This window comes from Ruminococcus flavefaciens MA2007 (assembly GCF_000621845.1).
GTDB classification, from domain to species: domain Bacteria; phylum Bacillota; class Clostridia; order Oscillospirales; family Ruminococcaceae; genus Ruminococcus; species Ruminococcus flavefaciens_E.
Genome location: NZ_JHXF01000006.1, coordinates 170,106 through 186,845, shown reverse-complemented (window position 1 = coordinate 186,845; position 16,740 = coordinate 170,106). Strand labels below are relative to the sequence as shown.

Here is a 16,740-nt window from a genome sequence, read left to right as displayed (position 1 = left end):
CAGCGTTCAATTATACATATCCATATATACCGTTGAATGCTTTATCCAATCACTTGACTGTGAACTGAACATTGACCTTTGCAGCTGTTCCCATGTCACTGAGGGATCGTTTACCAGAACATACTGGTCTGTGTATCTGTATAACGCCGTATCCGGGTTTTCTGCGGACAAATGCAGCAGATATTTATATGTTTCATCGGTATCGAGCTTTGTTTCATCGCTTTTTCTCATTTTTACATTGAATACTTCTCCGTCATAACGCAGCAAGCAGAAGAACAGCTGAGGATACAGGTCTTTTTCTTCCTCATACAATTCAGGAGCCATGCTTTCCTCATCCAGCACATAGTTATATACGCACATAACAGAAGCTGGCTTTTTCGCATTTACGGAATCAAAAAAGCTGTCCCATACATCCCTGCCGGAAGTGATCTGACCGTCGTCCTGAACAACGACCGGATTATCATAAGCCCATTCCAGTGCTTCTTCCGCTGTAAGGATCTTATTGTTTTCAAAAATTTCCTCAGGCAAGGGTCCACCTTCACATACCGCAGCGGCAGAGCCGTTGTCTTCCTGTACCGTGAATTCAGCAAAAGCATAGCTTTCAATAAAGGCTCCGGTTTCCCTCAGGTTCATAATCTTTTTACCGATACGGTATTCTCCTGCCGGCAATTCACCGTAAATCATATCCCATTCCACGCCCCATGCTGCCGTGGCTTCTTTCTGTATGATCCATGCTTCAGATGTCCAGCCGATCTCGTATTCCTGCGGGAGATACTCAACGTCCTCCCATACGCCGCCGCTGAGCTTCTGTATCACAAAATAGCTTCCTGTAGATAATTCATGCACTTTTTTTCCGCCTGACTGACTGCACTCAAGCGTCAGACCTGTAGGCGTAACGTAAAGAGCTTTAAGCGTAACGCCCCATTCCTTTGACATAGGACCGTAAACGATATCCGACGAGGAGTCGGCGGTCAGGAGATTATAACCCTGATCAACCTGTTCAAAGGTAATGCTGCCGATGTAGGCGACGTCCGCAGCAAGCGCTACAACTGTATTATCTTCGTAAATGCCGTAGGTTCCGTCGATCGTTGTGAAAATCGCTATACTGCCTTTTTCAAGAGCTTCGTTGAGCTTCGGCGCATACATCTGACCTCCCCAGAAACCGAGCTCCTGATTCATCAAGAAGCGCATATCGCAGTTTACAAAGCCTACATACTCTCCGCCGCTGACTACTGGAAACTCCCATTCATTCAGGGGAGCGACCACCTTATCATCTCCGACGAGAACGGATTTGAAGGGCTTTGCGACAACTGCGTCACGGTAAGGTGCGCCGCTTATCTGCAGGGGATTTGAATCACAGGTGAAATTATCGTAGGACATCGCGAATTTTCCGTTTTCAAGAACGGTCTCGTAGGGAATCTCCTCGATGGATCCGATATAATCCTCTATTGAGCGCGGAGAAGATTCGCCGCCGTCTTTGCCGAACCTGTAATCGGAATTGTTTTTACAGAATATTGCTGCCCCGGCGACCGCAGAGCAAATAAGAACCATTGAAGCAGCAGCTGTGAGTATCTTCTGCCATAAAGGTCTGTGGTATATCTCAACGTCGGAAACTGACGTTGAATACTCGCCTCTGCCTTCCGTCATCCTGCTTCTGAAGAGCTCCTCGCTCCTTGCAAAAAGCCTTGAAACGTCGCTGTCCGACAGAGCGCTGTAGCTTTCGGAAAGCGTTTCTATAGTCCTGCTGTCCGCATTTTCAAGTATATCGAGACCAAGTTCATCTTTCTGCATAGATAAGCCTCCTTACAAAGAGATATCTTCTTTTTCGAGCATTTCTTTCAGCTTTTTTACAGCCCGTCCGCTGCGTACCCGGATATTCTCCGGTGTGAGCTTCACCATGCCAGCTATCTCCGCTGCGCTGCGTCCGTAATAATATTTCTGAATGATAATGGTGGAATCAGGCTCGCTGAGCCCGGCTATTTTCCCGAGTATTATCCTGCACTGCTCGTTGGCAGCCGTCTCCCTTTCCACGTCCTGCTCCGAGCTGAGCTGCTGTGCTGATTCATCGTCTATGGAAACGGTTTCCGCACCGGATATAATACTTTTATACAGCGCGGCTGCCTTCCGCCTTGCAATGGTCCCGATAAACCCTGACATACCACCGCTGACATTCTTACCGGGATCATAATAACAGTATACATCTGCGAATACATCGCATACGCATTCCTCTATATCCTCACGGGCGGCTACGCTCCTGAGCCTGTTGAAAACTATGGTGTACACATAGCCGCAATAGGCTTCAAACAATTCCTTATGCGCCTGTTCGAATGATATTTTCTTTTTATCACGAAATTCCTCATGCGTCATTCGCCTCACCGCCTTCAAGCTTATATAAATGCATTTACTCTGGCTTTCACTATATCTATTGTAAATTATACATCAAAACATAACACTCATCAAAATATTATTATATTTTAACTATTATACCTCTATAAAATAGGCAGCGGACTTACCCACGACCAGACAAGATATATCTACGAGACTCGAACTATCGACGGTACAGTCCCTGTTAACGACGTATTTGAAGCTGCAAACCACTTCAAATGCTTTGACTATATCCTTGATACTGTTAATGAGCCTACTGTTGGATGTATGTCTTACCATACAGGACGATATGAAGGCTATACTTAACTATTTCAGAATAGAGTACGACAGAACAGAAATGACAGCAAGAGATTTGATAAACAAGCACATATAAAGCTAAGTCCCCGCACTCGCGGGGACTCTCTGTTTTACTCTTCGTTGCTGCTGTCAAAAAGGTCGGTGAAGCAGCTGGTGATATAGTCCATTTCATTCTTCTTGGCAGACTCATCACTGTGACTATACACATTAAAAGTTGTAAGGAAGTCACTATGTCCTGCGTAATCCTGTATCTGCTTCATTGAAAAAGCCGTATTATTAGCCAGAAGACTTATACAGGAATGTCTAAGGGCATGAAACTTTATATGCGGAAGTCCATTTTCATCAAGGAACTTAGCAAAATGCCTCGTTATGCAGTCCGGAGTTATAAGATTTCCGACGGCGTTAACGCATAGAAACTCCTTATATCATGGTTGTCCTTCGGGGCGTCCGCTGTTGATGATGCTGCAAATGCTGCGAAAGAAGATATAGTAAAAGGAATATGTTGATGAGAATTGAATATAGCGCTCCAGTTGAACACCCACGGCCGGCGAAGTTGAACAGTACCGTCGCTGAAAATGAACAGCATCGTCGCAGTAATTGTACATTGACATCATAAAACTTGTATGATACAATAATTATGCTTTACTCACAGGGAGGATAAGGACGAACTGCACATTGCAGACCTAAACTCTGTTCAGAACTATGCCGCCTGAAATGAAGTCAATGTGCAGACAACTAATAGATGACGGCTTGCTCGAACCCGACCTTGCTGCAAAGCTCAACCGCGCTTTCAATATAAAGTGAGCTTATTCACGTTTTTCATCCCAGAGCAACGTCAAGTGCCATCATTATCGTGAATCCAACTGAAAACATAACTACTCCCATGTTTGAACGCTCGCCCTCATGCATTTCGGGTATAAGCTCCTCAACTACTACATATATCATCGCACCAGCCGCAAAGCTCAGAATATACGGCATTGCAGGTATTATAACTCCTGCAAGGAATACCGTAATGACTGCGGATATGGGTTCAACAACACCTGAAAGCACGCCATAAGCAAAGGCTCTGCACTTGCTCTTGTTCTCTGCGTGAAGAGGCATGGAAATAATTGCACCCTCAGGAAAATTCTGTATTGCTATACCCATTGCAAGTGCAAAGGCAGTTCCTGCGGTTATGTCTGCCGAGCCAGAAAGATAGCCTGCATATATAGCTCCCACAGCCATTCCCTCAGGAATATTGTGAAGCGTTACTGCAAGTACAAGCATCGCTGTTTTTGAAAGCTTGCCTGAGCTTATGTCGGCTTTGGCAGCATTGTTGTTTAATCGCGGAATGATATGGTCAAGCAGCATAAGGAACAATATTCCGCCCCAGAATCCTGCCACAACAGGAATGAACGACAATCTCCCCATTTGCTCTGATTGTTCTATGGCCGGAATAATGAGGCTCCATACTGATGCCGCCACCATTACACCGCCTGCAAAGCCAAGAAGGGCTCGCTGTACTCCCCTTCCCAGCTCATGCTTCGTAAAAAACACACAGGCAGCACCTAATGCTGTACCAATAAACGGGACAAGTATCCCTATAACTGCATTTCTTATCATGTATATGTTTCCTTTCCCACCAATTGCAGTAAAACCGGCTGTAAAACAACCGCCTGTTTCATAGTATTGCATTGATATGAAAAAGGTTCATGGACATAATATCGCAGCTGCGCTGTTGTCTGCTCTGCTCTGACTTTTTTGCACACTAAGCCGTCGTAAACGGCGGCTCATGAGATTTTCAGAAATTATTTTTTTAATTCAGAAATTTATGTCACATTTCATTTTTTCGCTCCGATTAGTATTTATGAACGTTCAATTTAGTTTTGAAACCTATACATATAAAGGAGTAACAATTATGAAAAAGTCAATTATTATCACACTTGCAGTCACACTTTGCGCACTCACATCATGCGGAAAGGACAATGTCTCTTTCCCCGAAGCTGCTACTTCACCAGCCGATAAACCAAACGCAGTAGCTATTTCTGCAGAAATAACAACAGAACTCACCTCTGCTAAACCGTCAGAAACTACTGTCACAAGTGTAACAAATGATACCACTATTGTCTCTGCTGAGACAAATAACAAAGAAGCTCAGGTAACAGACACAAATACTGCTCAGCTTGAAAACGAAACTGCTGAGAATAATGCATTTTCCGCAGGAATATCCAACGGAAACGTCTATACCTCAGAATTTGCAGGCATAAAGATTACTATACCCGAAAATGTTCATTTCCTGAACAGTGACGATCTTAATACTCACTATATCATGCCCACAAGATTCATGAGCGAAGCAGAAAAAGAGACCTACTTCACAGGCACACTGGACGCTTCTGCCTGCTATGGCGAGGATATGGAAAATGTAAAATATGTCGATGTATGGTTCTTTAACACAAAACTCAGATACCCAGATGCCACCGATATTACCGCAGCAGAATTCATGCAGCGCAATGAGCTGAGCTTCTCGCCTGATATTGAGGCAACTGATATAAGTGCTCCCAAAACTGTTGAACTCTGCGGCAAGAGCTACATCAAAGCAAGCTACACCGTTTTTGATCAGAATCACATAAACTATGTCAGAAGAATTAATGATGATTACATAATGTCGATCAGAGTATCAGGCTTTACCCCTGAAGATTTTGAAAGCAGACTTGAAGCTGCAAACTGATAACTTCAGTTTTTTACAACACTCCAAATAACTGCAATAAATACTGTAAAAGCAAATAAAACAAGCTCACATAAAATATGAAGGCGGCTCTAAAGCCGCCTTCATTCTATTTCACTAAATTATTTTATTCTGGTGAGCCTGCCTTTTTTTACTATAAATACCCTGTCGGAAATTTCCATAAGTGCCTTGTCATTATAGGAATCGGTGTAGAAGCATTCTATTCGTTTATCCCCATATAATGCCTTATACCCTTTGACCTTGTTTTCACCGAAATTGAGATATCTGACCTTCATTTTTTCAGAGTCTATCCTGCTGCTGATAATATGGTCAGTGTTGATAATACCGCGTATCCCGTTTATCAGAAAATCAGGTCCGGCAGTAATAATAACATCGTCATGACTGATTTTTGCAAGCATTTTTCTGTCCAGCTTGTGACCGTTTTTCCCCCAAAATCCCTCTACTGGCTCATATATCTCATTTTTATCACGAAGGGCATTTCTCATAAAGTCGTTGATAGCGCGAACCATTTTCTCTTTCCTGACAATGCAAAGCTTGTACTTTATGAGATTTATGAATATCTTAGGCAGATACAATATGATCCTCCTGTTATTTTTTATCATAAACAGAGCAAGGTCTACCGCACTCTCTCCGTGATATAGTGTGTTATCAAAATCAAATACCTTCATTTTTACCTCCGTGAACGGATAGCCGCGGTAAGCTTTCAAAGCCGGACATACCGCAAGAATCACTTATCTTCTTCCAGCATTTCAGCTGTTATCTTTGCTGCAGTGCGTACCATTTCGGTGCAGTATTTTACGTACAGTCCATTTGCCCTCGCAAAATTTCTGCCTTCATCGGTAGAAATATCACAGCCGAGTATCTCACGGCAGATATATGAACCATTACGTTTCTTGAACCTCTCAAGTAACTGCAACGCCTTTTCGCTCTCGGCAGCACGGCTTTCAAGGTCATCAATATCGTACTGCCCATACTTCATACCGAGAACCATAAGTGCCCCCGTGCAGGCACCGCAGACCTCCGCCTTGCTCATTCCGCCGCCAAAACAGGCGCCGATCTGCAAAGCCTGTTTTTCGCTGATGCCGAACTCCTCCGAAAAAGCGGCAAATACTGCCTGTGAACACTTAAATCCTTTACCGAACAGCTCCACTGCTTTTGAAACGTTATCCATAATGTTATCCTCCCGAATTACGAGTAAATTTCCTATTTCATAAATATTGATGTACCAATAAAATCTTGGATATGATACTTGACAAAATTGAGTTTACGTTTATTATAGCACACATATTCAGATTTGCCAATATGTTTTTTAATTCAGCCTGTCAGATTATGTTGATCAAATACATTATCTTCTTAATTGATATTATCCACCCAATGTGTATTAATTAAATTAAGTGCACTGATAGCCTGTCTTTTTTCAGAAGTTACGAGCAGTTAAGAAATAAATATAACTATACCCAATCCGACCCAAAAATGATATTGTTAGCACGATTTGAATATGGATTTTTTGTTACGAATCCAGCTCATGCAGTAACAATTTTGATATATTTTTGCATACAACATCAATATATTACCTTTTTATCACCAATTATTGCTGCTTGCTGACCAAAAATTGCTCTTTTGTTCACAAACTCTTTACAATTCGCGGTTGATTAGTGTATATTGTTGACAAAGGCAATTCACAATTATGTTATATTTTGTATAATAAAATTATGCATTCTGCCTTGATAAAAACAAAAGGCGGGGAAACAAAAAGCACACATTAATTTAATTAATTTTATTTGGGAGGTACTTATGAAAAAGCACTTTATTGTCGGGGAAACAATAAAACGTTTTCTCAGAATCGGCACATCTCTTGCACTTTCGATTTCTACACTAAGCCTGCTTCCCTCTGCACCGAGGCAGAGTTCAGCAGCCGACACCATCAAGATCATGCCTCTGGGCGATTCTATCACATACGGTATGGCTGACGAGGGCGGCTACAGAAAGTATCTCAGCTGCTTTTTGCAGCAAAAGGGCTACACAAACGTTGATCTCGTAGGACCTGAGGGAAAGGACAGCGCTTCCTTCAATTACAACGGTCAGAGTGTCAAGTACGACGACAATCACGCAGGATACAGCGGCTATACCATAACCAACCTGCCGGGCGGCTGGTTCGGTCAGCTCAACGGTATCCTTGAGACAATGCAGGGCGGAGATTATATAAAAAAGTACTCTCCCGATATAATACTTCTTCAGATAGGTACAAACGATGTTTCAAACGGTCATCTTGACGGCTCAGAGGAACGTCTGCACAAGCTTCTTGACTATCTGAGAGAAAATATGCCGTCAAACGGAAAGGTTTTCCTGACTACTATTCCCGACCTTGGCAATTCCGGCTGGGGCGGCAATTCAAACGGTGATATTGCAAAATACAATGAGCTCATAAAAAAGGTTGCCAATGATTACAGCAGCAAAAACGTTATCTACGCCGATATCCACAGCGTAATAGACGCTTCAAAGGACCTTGCGGACGGAGTTCACCCCAACGCAGGCGGCTATGAGAAGATGGGAAAATACTGGCTCGAACAGATCGAGGGCTATTTAAAAGCCTCTGATGATCAGCAGCAGACACAGCCAAATCAGCCTGCAACACAGGGTAACAGCAGTCCAGAGTTTATTTACGGAGACCTCGACGGCGATAAGATGATATCTTCCTTTGATGAAGTTATCATGCGAAAGGGACTCATAAACGGCTTCCAGGATAATAACATAAAGAAAGCCGCTGACATAGATCAGAATGGCAAGGCAGAGGTAGCAGACCTTGTTCAGCTCCGGAGCTTTATAATCGGTAAGATAAAAGAGTTCACCGTGGCCGAAAAAACTGTCACAGAAAAGCCTGTTTTTGAAAAGAGCTACAACTTCCCTGCTGTAAATCAGCTGAAAAGCTCAAAGGATATTCCCGATCCTTTCATATTTATGGACGGTTCAAAGGTAGAATCCACCGACGACTGGTGGAAGCGTCAGAGCGAGATCAGCTGTATGTATGAGTATTATATGTATGGCAAATGGATAGACGGCTCCGATGATGAAACTACCTACAGCATTAGCGGCAACAGCATGACTGTCAACGTTAAGCGCAAGAGCACAGGCAAGACAGCTTCATTCAAGGCAGTTATAAATCTTCCTAAGAATGTCCGCCATGAGGGCGGAGCTCCTGTTATCCTTGGTATGCACAAGGGTATTTCTGAAAGCACCGCTACTTCAAACGGCTATGCAGTTATAACCTACGACAGTGACGGAATGTTCAGCGCTCCGGGAACTGCACAGGATAACAACCAGCACAAGGGTGCTTTCTATGATCTCTATCCTTACGGTAACAGCTGGGATCAGCAGACAGGCGATCTTATGGCATGGTCATGGGGAATCAGCAGAATACTCGACGCTCTTTACAATGGAGCAGCAAAGGAGCTGAACATCAATCCCGACAGCTCTATCGTTACAGGAGTTTCAAGATACGGCAAGGCAGCTTCTGTATGCGGAGCATTCGATACACGTATCAAGATGTGTGCTCCCTCATGCTCGGGTGCAGGCGGTCTGGCACTGTATCGCTACAGCTCAGTGGGAAAGACCTATGACTTCTCCAGCAAGGGCGGTTCTTCATCTTATACATATAAGGAAAACGAGCCTCTCGGAAGCCTACAGGCTTCGGGCGAGCAGGGCTGGTTCAACGGAAGATTCATGGAGTTCAAAAACGCCGAGCAGTTCCCGATGGATCAGCATATGCTGGGCTCTCTCTGCTGTGATCCTGACAGGTATCTGTTTATAATCGGCTCATGCGAAAGCGAGGACTGGGTAAATGCTCCGTCAGTATGGATGGCTTACCTCGGTATGAAGCACGTGTGGGATTATGTTGGGCTCAGCGATCATCTTGCTATAAATATCCATAAATCAGGTCACGCAGTCATAGCAGAAGACGTCGAGAAAATGGTACAGTATTTCGACTATCATGTATACGGAATACAGCCGAAAATGAACCTTGAAGAGCTTCAGACCTCTGTATTTGCTCTTCCAAAGAATAAAGACTCATTTGCAGATACATTCGCTTCAAAGTGGCTTTACTGATCCATACACATCAATAGCTGATGTTATAATTCTTTTCCGATGTTGATCTGTGCAGTGCATCTGCACATAGCACTGCACAGATTGATATAATTTCTAAAATAAATTGTAAGGGACAAATCAGAACAGAAAAATCGTATTTTAGCATTACAACAAGGCAGTCCGTTGGATTGCCTTATTCTATGCATATATTCTTCCAAGAAAGGTATTGACACATTGCAGAAATTATGATAATCTGTTATTACTGAATTGCTGTGTAACAGGAGGTCAATTATGAAAAATAGACTTTTAACTCGCTTTATATCATTAATAACAAGTCTTGCACTGGTCTTATCGCTTTATTATTGCTTTCCCGACAGCATCATAAAAGCAAATTCAACAGATCTCACCGAAGCAGAAAGTGTCGCTGATACGTCTGATACGATATCAGATAATCCCTTTGACAAACAGGACGACATGGAAGTCCCCTACGACAGAACTCGCTGGGTACAGCCGAAGGATTGGAATACTCCGAAGATAGATCCCAGGGATTATGATGGCGGCATTATGCTCTATTTCGATAAGATAGGACTTGACCCCGAATATGCAAAGGGCAAGGTCCAGCGAGTTTATTTCAGTATTACAGGCGCAACGGAACCGGTCAGCTACATCAAGTTCCACGTTTTTTATGACACTCGTCTGACTGTCAAAGAAAACTCAGCAGGTAAATTCATAACACCAGGCAAAGGATTAAACGGCTTCACTACAGGCTCGGCAAAGATCGAAGACGGACAGCTGGCATTCTATGCATATGCCGAGGATACTCTGCTGGATCACAGCTGTTTATTCACCATTGATTTTATAGTTCCCGAAAATGCTGAGCAGGGTGAACTCTATCCCATAGGCTTGGCGTATACAGACGACGGCATAGTAGCTGATACCTTTATAAACAGTCATAAGGACGAGGCAGGAAAACTTCAGATGACCTATGTATTCACTAAGGGTATATACAACGGCTACATCAGGATACTCGGCGAGAAAAAAACTACGACAACAACGACAACCACTACAACTACTGTCACAACAACGGCTAACCCTGATGAAACTACTGAGTATAAGCTTGGCGACGTAAATAATGACAGGCTGATAAATGCGGTTGACGCTTCTGAGGTCCTGACATACTACGCCATGACCTCCACCAATAAGAACGGCGACCTCGATGCGAATCAGAAGCTTGCCGCAGACGTTGACCGCAACGGCAGTATCAATGCTGTGGACGCTTCCAATATTCTTTCGTACTACGCATATGTATCGACTACAAAAGAAACTCCGATGTCAATGGAAGAATTCATTAAAAAGAAATAAGAAAAAACTAATTTGACGACCGCCCTTCATGATATAATCCCCTTAGAGTAGACACACGAAAAAACAAAAGTGTTAAAACTCTAAGGGGGTAATTTTATGTCACGAAGGAAATTAACAGATGAAGAACGAATTGCAGCTGTGCAGGATGTTCTTAATGGAAATGGAGGCTGTAAGCAAATAGCTCCAAAATATGGAATAAACCATGAAACATTAAGAGCGTATGTAAGGATTGCACTAGATGAAAAAAAGCTTTATGATGTTGTAATCATCGGTGGCGGACCTGCCGGTCTGACAGCAGCCTTATATCTTGCACGAGCAAGGTACAGGGCTGTGGTCGTTGAAAAAGAAAAATTCGGCGGTCAGATTACAATCACGTCCGAGGTGGTCAACTATCCTAGTATCTTGCACACCGACGGCAATACCATTACTAACACAATGCGCAAACAGGCTGAACGATTCGGAGCAGAATTCCTGCTTACAGAGGTAAGTTCACTGGATGTGACTGACGATATTAAGACGGTAAAAACCTCAAAGGGAAATCTGAAATGCTTTGGCATCCTGCTGGCAACGGGAGCGCATCCACGAATGATTGGCTTTAAGGGTGAGGCAGAATTTAGAGGACACGGTGTTGCATATTGTGCGACCTGCGATGGTGAGTTTTTCACTGGGAAGCCGGTATTCGTAATTGGTGGCGGCTATGCTGCTGCGGAAGAAAGTGTATTCCTCACAAAATATGCAAGTCATGTGACTGTTCTTGTCCGTGGAGATGATTTTACCTGTGCCGAGGCAGTTGCTCGTGAGACAAAGGAACACAAGGATATTACCATCCTCTACAATACCGAAGTGCTTGAAGTGACTGGAGAGGATTCATTAAAAACTATCACGTATAGAAACAACAAAACCGACGAGATCACGACCTATACGGCGGATACGAATGATACCTTCGGTATCTTTGTCTTTGCAGGATACGAACCCTCTACGGCACTTGTCAAGGACATTGCAGAGCTTGATTCACAAGGGTATATTATTACCGACAGGTCACAGAAAACAAATATCCCCGGTTTGTATGCTGCCGGTAATGTATGTGTAAAGCCGTTACGTCAGGTCGTTACTGCTGTTGGCGATGCGGCATTGGCTGCAACAGAACTTGAAAAGTACGCACAATCTATGCAGCGTAAAACCGGTCACATTCCGCAAAAGCCTGAAGCGGCAAAAAGCGTATCTTCACAATCGAAAGTAGATACGAATACAGACAGTACGTTGTTTTCATCAGATATGATTCAGCAAATGCAGACTGTCTTTGCAAGAATGGAAAGACAGCTCTTGTTGAAGCTGTATCTAGATGATTCGGCATTGTCTGTTGAGTTGAAGACTTATATGTACGAAATGGCAAAGCTGACGGACAAACTCATTATACAGGAGAATCCAGAACCAGTTGATGATAGACCGTTGGTTCGTATATGTGATACAAACGGAAACTATTTGGGCTTGGCATTTCATGGAGTCCCAGGCGGTCATGAGTTTACTTCTTTTATGCTTGGATTATACAATGCGGCAGGTCCTGGTCAGCCACTTGATGATGTGCTGAAAGCAAAGGCACAGAGCATCAACAAACAAACGGATATTCGCATTCTGGTGTCGCTGTCCTGCACGATGTGCCCAGAGCTTGTCATGAGCGCACAGCGCATTGCTGCATTGAACCCGAATGTGAGTGCAGAAGTGTATGACCTCAACCATTTTCCAGCGTGGAGAGAAACATATAATGTGATGAGTGTGCCCTGCATGATCATCAATGACGGAAAGCCTATGTTCGGAAAGAAGAATATCGATCAACTTTTAGAGCTAATATGATAAGAGCCTTGCCCCGTTTGGGGCAGGGCTTACTTTTATGCTTCAACTATCATAAGAAAAAAGTCCACACATTTCGACTGTGAGAGCCTTATTGTATTTATTCAGATAAACACATTAACGTGAATATCACGCCAACTTAGTATCCTACGCTTCGTAGACTTTGCGTAAAGGTATTCTTTAGCATCGTCCAGATTCAGCGTAAAATAGCCAATCTGAGTATATTTTGGAATTACTTTCCTTCGTTGATTGCAGGCCGTACTGTGGATAGGGCGCATTAACATTCAAATCAAAAAATAGCTATTTTCGCCACAAACTCGATATAGAAAAAGCCCTCTACTTGCCGCGGTCATAATTGCTTACAGCGAAAAGCCTTTCGATGCGGATTCAATATTAATAAGCAATTGAAGGATGATTCGATTGACCTTTTGCTTGTTGTATGGTATAATTAGCCTATATACCGCTTACAAGGGGGCGAACCAATGGAACTGCGATTACTGGAATATTTCCTGACGGTAGTCCGTGAGGAGAACATATCAAGAGCCGCCGAGGTACTTCATGTGACACAACCAACACTCAGCCGTCAGATGAAGGAGCTTGAGGACGAGCTTCACACAACGTTATTCATCAGAGGCAAGCGACTCACGTTGACCGATTCTGGCGTTATGCTCCGCAGACGTGCAGAGGAAGTTGTGTCGCTGATGAACAAGATAGACAGTGAGTTCCGTGAACAGGAGGAAATCAGCGGAGTTATCTCCGTAGGTAGCGGCGGACTAAAGGCAGCAAGCGTTCTTCCTGAACTGATAGAGCATTTCCGTGAACGCTATCCGCTTGTGAGTTTTGAGATAATTACAGGAACAGCCGACCTTATTAAGGAAAGGCTTGAACACGGTCTGCTTGACTTCGGGTTCCTGTTGGAGCCGATAGATATAGAGAAGTTCGATTATTTGCGTCTTCCGACTAAGGAAGTATGGGGCGTTCTTCTTCCTGCGAATCATCGACTTTCGTCCGAGAAGGCCATCACACGGCAACAACTCAGAGAACTTCCTCTTGTGGTGACGAGCCGTAATGCTCTGCGCGGAGAGATAGAAGAATGGCTTAAATATCCGGTTTCTGAGCTTGATATTGTAGCGACCTTTAATCTGATCGACAATGTAGCACCGCTTGCGGAACGTGGCATTGCCTGTGTTCTGGCAGTTGAGGGAGCAGTGGATATGTTTGATCCTGCACGTTTTGCATTCCGTCCGCTGAAACCAGAACTTTTCATGACATCGGTACTTGCTTGGAAGAAGCTGAGCCCATATGCAGGTGCGGCAGGCAAATTCCTTGAATACATCAAAAGTATACATTCCGAGCATACCAAAGTATGAAATATAAGCATTTTACATATTGAGAAATATATGTTATACTGAGTACAGGACATAAACCTGTACTCTTTTGTTTTTTGCGGAGGTGATCAAATGAAGGTGACAATACCCGAAATAACCAATAAGGAGCTTGCCGACTTACTGAAAAGCTCAGGTATGACAGATGAAGAGGTTGAGTCATTCCTCAAACGCTGTGAGAACAACTGTTGCTGTGCCGAAAAGGTTCGTATCCTGCGTAAAACACGGAAAGCTCTGCTCGATACGATACACAAGGAACAGACTGTGCTTGATAAGCTCGATAACCTCATATGGAACATAGAACACGGAGGTGCTTTATGAATAAGTTGATTTCTATACTTGCATCAACAGTTATCGCTGTATCAGCTATGATGACAACAAGCGGTACGATAAAAACATCAGCAGATGCCGACGCTTTTTCAGCTGCGACAGAAAAGATTACATATACGCTTCATGATGTACGAAATTTGCAGGATTTTATTCTTGCTAAGCCTGTGGAAGAAGATCTGACAGGAAAGCCTTATGATTTGAACGGTGATGACCGCTGGGACGTATATGACCTCTGCATAATGAGGCGTGAAGTCCTGAAAAATCCGAATACCGCTTCTGACAATGATACACTTGTTATCTACTTCTCGCGTACCGGAAACACTGAGAAAATCGCTGAATACCTGATAGACATTACAAATGCAGACAGCTATGTTATCGAGGCGGCTGTGCCTTACAGCGATGCGGACATAAAATATCAGGACGATAACTGCCGCGCCAACAAAGAACAGAACGACAAGTCGGTTCGTCCTGAGATAGCAAACCCGATAGCTTCTATCGACAGCTATGATACTATTTTCCTCGGTTATCCAATTTGGTGGGGACAGGAGCCTCGCATTATTGATACATTCCTTGAAAGTTATGATTTCTCGGATAAGACCGTTATTCCGTTCTGTACATCTGCAAGCAGTGGAATTGCCACAAGTGAGAAAAATATCAAGGCACTTGTGCCAATAGGCAATCAGCTTGAAGGCAGGCGTTTCTCTTCGGGTGCTACAAAAGAAGATGTAAAATCGTGGTATGACACTCTTCATCTGAACAAAGAAAAGTCTGACAATAAGCTGAAAATATCAGTAAATGGTACGGAGCTTACAGCAACTCTTGAAGATAACAGCTCGGCTCAGGCTTTGACAGAACTTTTGAAGCAAGGCAATATTACCGTAGATATGAGCGATTACGGCAATTTTGAAAAGGTCGGTGATCTTCCTCAAAGTTTACCGAAAAATGATGAAAAGATCACAACAGTACCGGGTGACATTATTCTGTATCAGGGCAACAAGATCACAATATATTACGCCGAGAATACATGGGATTTCACAAAGCTTGGTCACATCAATAATATCACACAGGAAGAACTGAAGGCAATATTGGGCGATGGCAATATTACCGTCACGCTCTCAAATTAAAAAAACGGAGGTATTCATCATGTTAGGAAATTTCAGTTATCACAATCCCACAAAGCTCTATTTCGGAGAAGAATCTCTCAATTATCTCAAAGATGAGATGAAAAACTACGGACAGAACGTACTTCTCGTTTATGGAGGCGGTTCTATCAAGAAGAACGGTCTGTATGACGAGATAATAGCAATTCTGAACGAGTGCGGCAAGAATGTTGCAGAGGTATCGGGCGTTATGCCGAACCCGACTTCCGACAAGCTGAACGAGGGCGTAGCTATCGCCCGTGAGAACAAAGCTGATTTTATCCTTGCTGTCGGTGGTGGTTCTGTATGCGACTATTCAAAGGCAGTTTCAGTTTCCGTTAACTGCAACGATGATCCGTGGGAGAAATACTTTATACGCTTTGAAGAGCCCGACTGTGACATCATTCCTGTAGGTTGTGTACTGACTATGACAGGTACAGGCTCGGAAATGAACGGCGGCTCAGTAATCACAAACCACCACACCAAGCAGAAGATCGGTCATGTGTTCGGTGATAATGTGATGCCGAAGTTCTCTATTCTCAATCCTAAATACACCATGACACTTCCGAAATATCAGATGGTCGCAGGCATTTATGATATTTTCAATCACATTTGCGAGCAGTATTTCTCAGGAGAGGACGACAACACCTCCGACTATATCAGCGAGGGACTGATGAGAGGTCTTATACACGCAAGTCGTATCGCTGTGGAGAATCCGCAGAATTATGAAGCACGTTCCAACATTATGTGGACAGCTACATGGGCGCTGAATACGCTTGTCGGCAAAGGCAAGTCCGAGGACTGGATGGTGCATATGCTCGGTCAGGCAGTTGGTGCTTATACAGACGCTACGCACGGTATGACTTTGGCTGCGGTATCTTTGCCGTATTACAGATATATCATGCCTTACGGTATGAAGAAATTCGCACGTTTTGCAACAGAAGTATGGGGCATAATCCGAGAAGGCAAGACAGATGAACAACTTGCAAATGAGGGCCTTTATGCAATGGAAAATTGGATGAAGGAGATAGGGCTCGTGATGAACTTGAAAGACCTCGGTGCAACCGAGAATATGATCGAGGGCATCGCAGATGCAACATTCATTCTCAACGGCGGATATAAGGTTCTTGACCATGATGAAGTGATTCAGATACTGAAAGCAAGTATGGGTTAATAAACGATAATT

Annotated in this window: 13 protein-coding genes and 1 pseudogene; 8 read left to right on the top strand and 6 right to left on the bottom strand. The window is 43.5% G+C overall.

What is annotated here, in order from left to right; all coding sequences use genetic code 11:
- Positions 1-6: 6 nt before the first annotated feature.
- The 4 genes and pseudogenes from T497_RS17265 to T497_RS0102620 all read right to left on the bottom strand — a co-directional run bounded on the left by T497_RS17265 (position 7) and on the right by T497_RS0102620 (position 4,284).
- On the bottom strand, positions 7-1,791 hold the full coding sequence (locus T497_RS17265; protein ID WP_051530471.1) for an immunoglobulin-like domain-containing protein: 1,785 nt from the start codon (positions 1,789-1,791) through the stop codon (positions 7-9).
- A 12-nt stretch (positions 1,792-1,803) separates the two neighbouring features.
- A complete protein-coding gene (locus T497_RS0102635; protein WP_242839957.1) occupies positions 1,804-2,307 on the bottom strand; it encodes an RNA polymerase sigma factor in 504 nt (167 codons plus the stop codon).
- Between the two features lie 485 nt (positions 2,308-2,792).
- Positions 2,793-3,089 (bottom strand): annotated as a pseudogene (locus T497_RS17910) (tyrosine-type recombinase/integrase); the annotation flags it as partial.
- 412 nt (positions 3,090-3,501) lie between these two features.
- Complete coding sequence (locus T497_RS0102620; RefSeq protein ID WP_028514289.1) at positions 3,502-4,284, bottom strand: ZIP family metal transporter; 783 nt, start codon at positions 4,282-4,284, stop codon at positions 3,502-3,504.
- Between the two features lie 295 nt (positions 4,285-4,579).
- Here T497_RS0102620 and T497_RS0102615 point away from each other — a divergent pair, with 295 nt between their 5' ends.
- Positions 4,580-5,389, top strand: coding sequence for a hypothetical protein (locus tag T497_RS0102615; RefSeq protein ID WP_028514288.1), 810 nt, complete (start codon positions 4,580-4,582; stop codon positions 5,387-5,389).
- 119 nt (positions 5,390-5,508) lie between these two features.
- On the opposite strand, the gene T497_RS0102610 is transcribed toward T497_RS0102615, so the two are convergent.
- Complete coding sequence (locus tag T497_RS0102610) at positions 5,509-6,075, bottom strand: haloacid dehalogenase-like hydrolase (RefSeq protein WP_028514287.1); 567 nt, start codon at positions 6,073-6,075, stop codon at positions 5,509-5,511.
- Positions 6,076-6,134: 59 nt separating this feature from the next.
- Positions 6,135-6,578 (bottom strand): C-GCAxxG-C-C family protein, encoded by a 444-nt coding sequence (locus tag T497_RS0102605; RefSeq protein WP_028514286.1) that lies wholly within the window; start codon positions 6,576-6,578, stop codon positions 6,135-6,137.
- A 623-nt stretch (positions 6,579-7,201) separates the two neighbouring features.
- Between T497_RS0102605 and T497_RS0102600 the strand changes: the two genes are divergently transcribed.
- The 7 genes from T497_RS0102600 to T497_RS0102570 all read left to right on the top strand — a co-directional run bounded on the left by T497_RS0102600 (position 7,202) and on the right by T497_RS0102570 (position 16,728).
- Positions 7,202-9,511, top strand: coding sequence for an SGNH/GDSL hydrolase family protein (locus tag T497_RS0102600; RefSeq protein WP_028514285.1), 2,310 nt, complete (start codon positions 7,202-7,204; stop codon positions 9,509-9,511).
- Between the two features lie 270 nt (positions 9,512-9,781).
- On the top strand, positions 9,782-10,852 hold the full coding sequence (locus T497_RS0102595) for a dockerin type I domain-containing protein (RefSeq protein WP_028514284.1): 1,071 nt from the start codon (positions 9,782-9,784) through the stop codon (positions 10,850-10,852).
- 96 nt (positions 10,853-10,948) lie between these two features.
- A complete protein-coding gene (locus T497_RS0102590; protein ID WP_080693272.1) occupies positions 10,949-12,703 on the top strand; it encodes an FAD-dependent oxidoreductase in 1,755 nt (584 codons plus the stop codon).
- A 479-nt stretch (positions 12,704-13,182) separates the two neighbouring features.
- Positions 13,183-14,070, top strand: a complete 888-nt coding sequence (locus tag T497_RS0102585; protein ID WP_028514282.1) for a LysR family transcriptional regulator — start codon at positions 13,183-13,185, stop codon at positions 14,068-14,070.
- 90 nt (positions 14,071-14,160) lie between these two features.
- Complete coding sequence (locus tag T497_RS0102580; protein WP_028514281.1) at positions 14,161-14,406, top strand: hypothetical protein; 246 nt, start codon at positions 14,161-14,163, stop codon at positions 14,404-14,406.
- Positions 14,403-15,539, top strand: coding sequence for a flavodoxin (locus tag T497_RS17260; RefSeq protein WP_051530470.1), 1,137 nt, complete (start codon positions 14,403-14,405; stop codon positions 15,537-15,539). The genes T497_RS0102580 and T497_RS17260 overlap by 4 nt, the downstream gene beginning before the upstream one ends.
- A 19-nt stretch (positions 15,540-15,558) precedes the next feature.
- On the top strand, positions 15,559-16,728 hold the full coding sequence (locus tag T497_RS0102570) for an iron-containing alcohol dehydrogenase (protein ID WP_028514280.1): 1,170 nt from the start codon (positions 15,559-15,561) through the stop codon (positions 16,726-16,728).
- The last annotated feature ends 12 nt before the right edge of the window (positions 16,729-16,740 follow it).

What these genes read in the sequence shown, in the direction of transcription:
- T497_RS17265 (WP_051530471.1), bottom strand. Translation starts at nt 1,791, where the DNA reads ATGCAGAAAGATGAACTTGGTCTCGATATACTTGAAAATGCGGACAGC.
- T497_RS0102620 (WP_028514289.1), bottom strand. Translation starts at nt 4,284, where the DNA reads ATGATAAGAAATGCAGTTATAGGGATACTTGTCCCGTTTATTGGTACA.
- T497_RS0102615 (WP_028514288.1), top strand. Translation starts at nt 4,580, where the DNA reads ATGAAAAAGTCAATTATTATCACACTTGCAGTCACACTTTGCGCACTC.
- T497_RS0102610 (WP_028514287.1), bottom strand. Translation starts at nt 6,075, where the DNA reads ATGAAGGTATTTGATTTTGATAACACACTATATCACGGAGAGAGTGCG.
- T497_RS0102605 (WP_028514286.1), bottom strand. Translation starts at nt 6,578, where the DNA reads ATGGATAACGTTTCAAAAGCAGTGGAGCTGTTCGGTAAAGGATTTAAG.
- T497_RS0102600 (WP_028514285.1), top strand. Translation starts at nt 7,202, where the DNA reads ATGAAAAAGCACTTTATTGTCGGGGAAACAATAAAACGTTTTCTCAGA.
- T497_RS0102595 (WP_028514284.1), top strand. Translation starts at nt 9,782, where the DNA reads ATGAAAAATAGACTTTTAACTCGCTTTATATCATTAATAACAAGTCTT.
- T497_RS0102590 (WP_080693272.1), top strand. Translation starts at nt 10,949, where the DNA reads ATGTCACGAAGGAAATTAACAGATGAAGAACGAATTGCAGCTGTGCAG.
- T497_RS0102585 (WP_028514282.1), top strand. Translation starts at nt 13,183, where the DNA reads ATGGAACTGCGATTACTGGAATATTTCCTGACGGTAGTCCGTGAGGAG.
- T497_RS0102580 (WP_028514281.1), top strand. Translation starts at nt 14,161, where the DNA reads ATGAAGGTGACAATACCCGAAATAACCAATAAGGAGCTTGCCGACTTA.
- T497_RS17260 (WP_051530470.1), top strand. Translation starts at nt 14,403, where the DNA reads ATGAATAAGTTGATTTCTATACTTGCATCAACAGTTATCGCTGTATCA.
- T497_RS0102570 (WP_028514280.1), top strand. Translation starts at nt 15,559, where the DNA reads ATGTTAGGAAATTTCAGTTATCACAATCCCACAAAGCTCTATTTCGGA.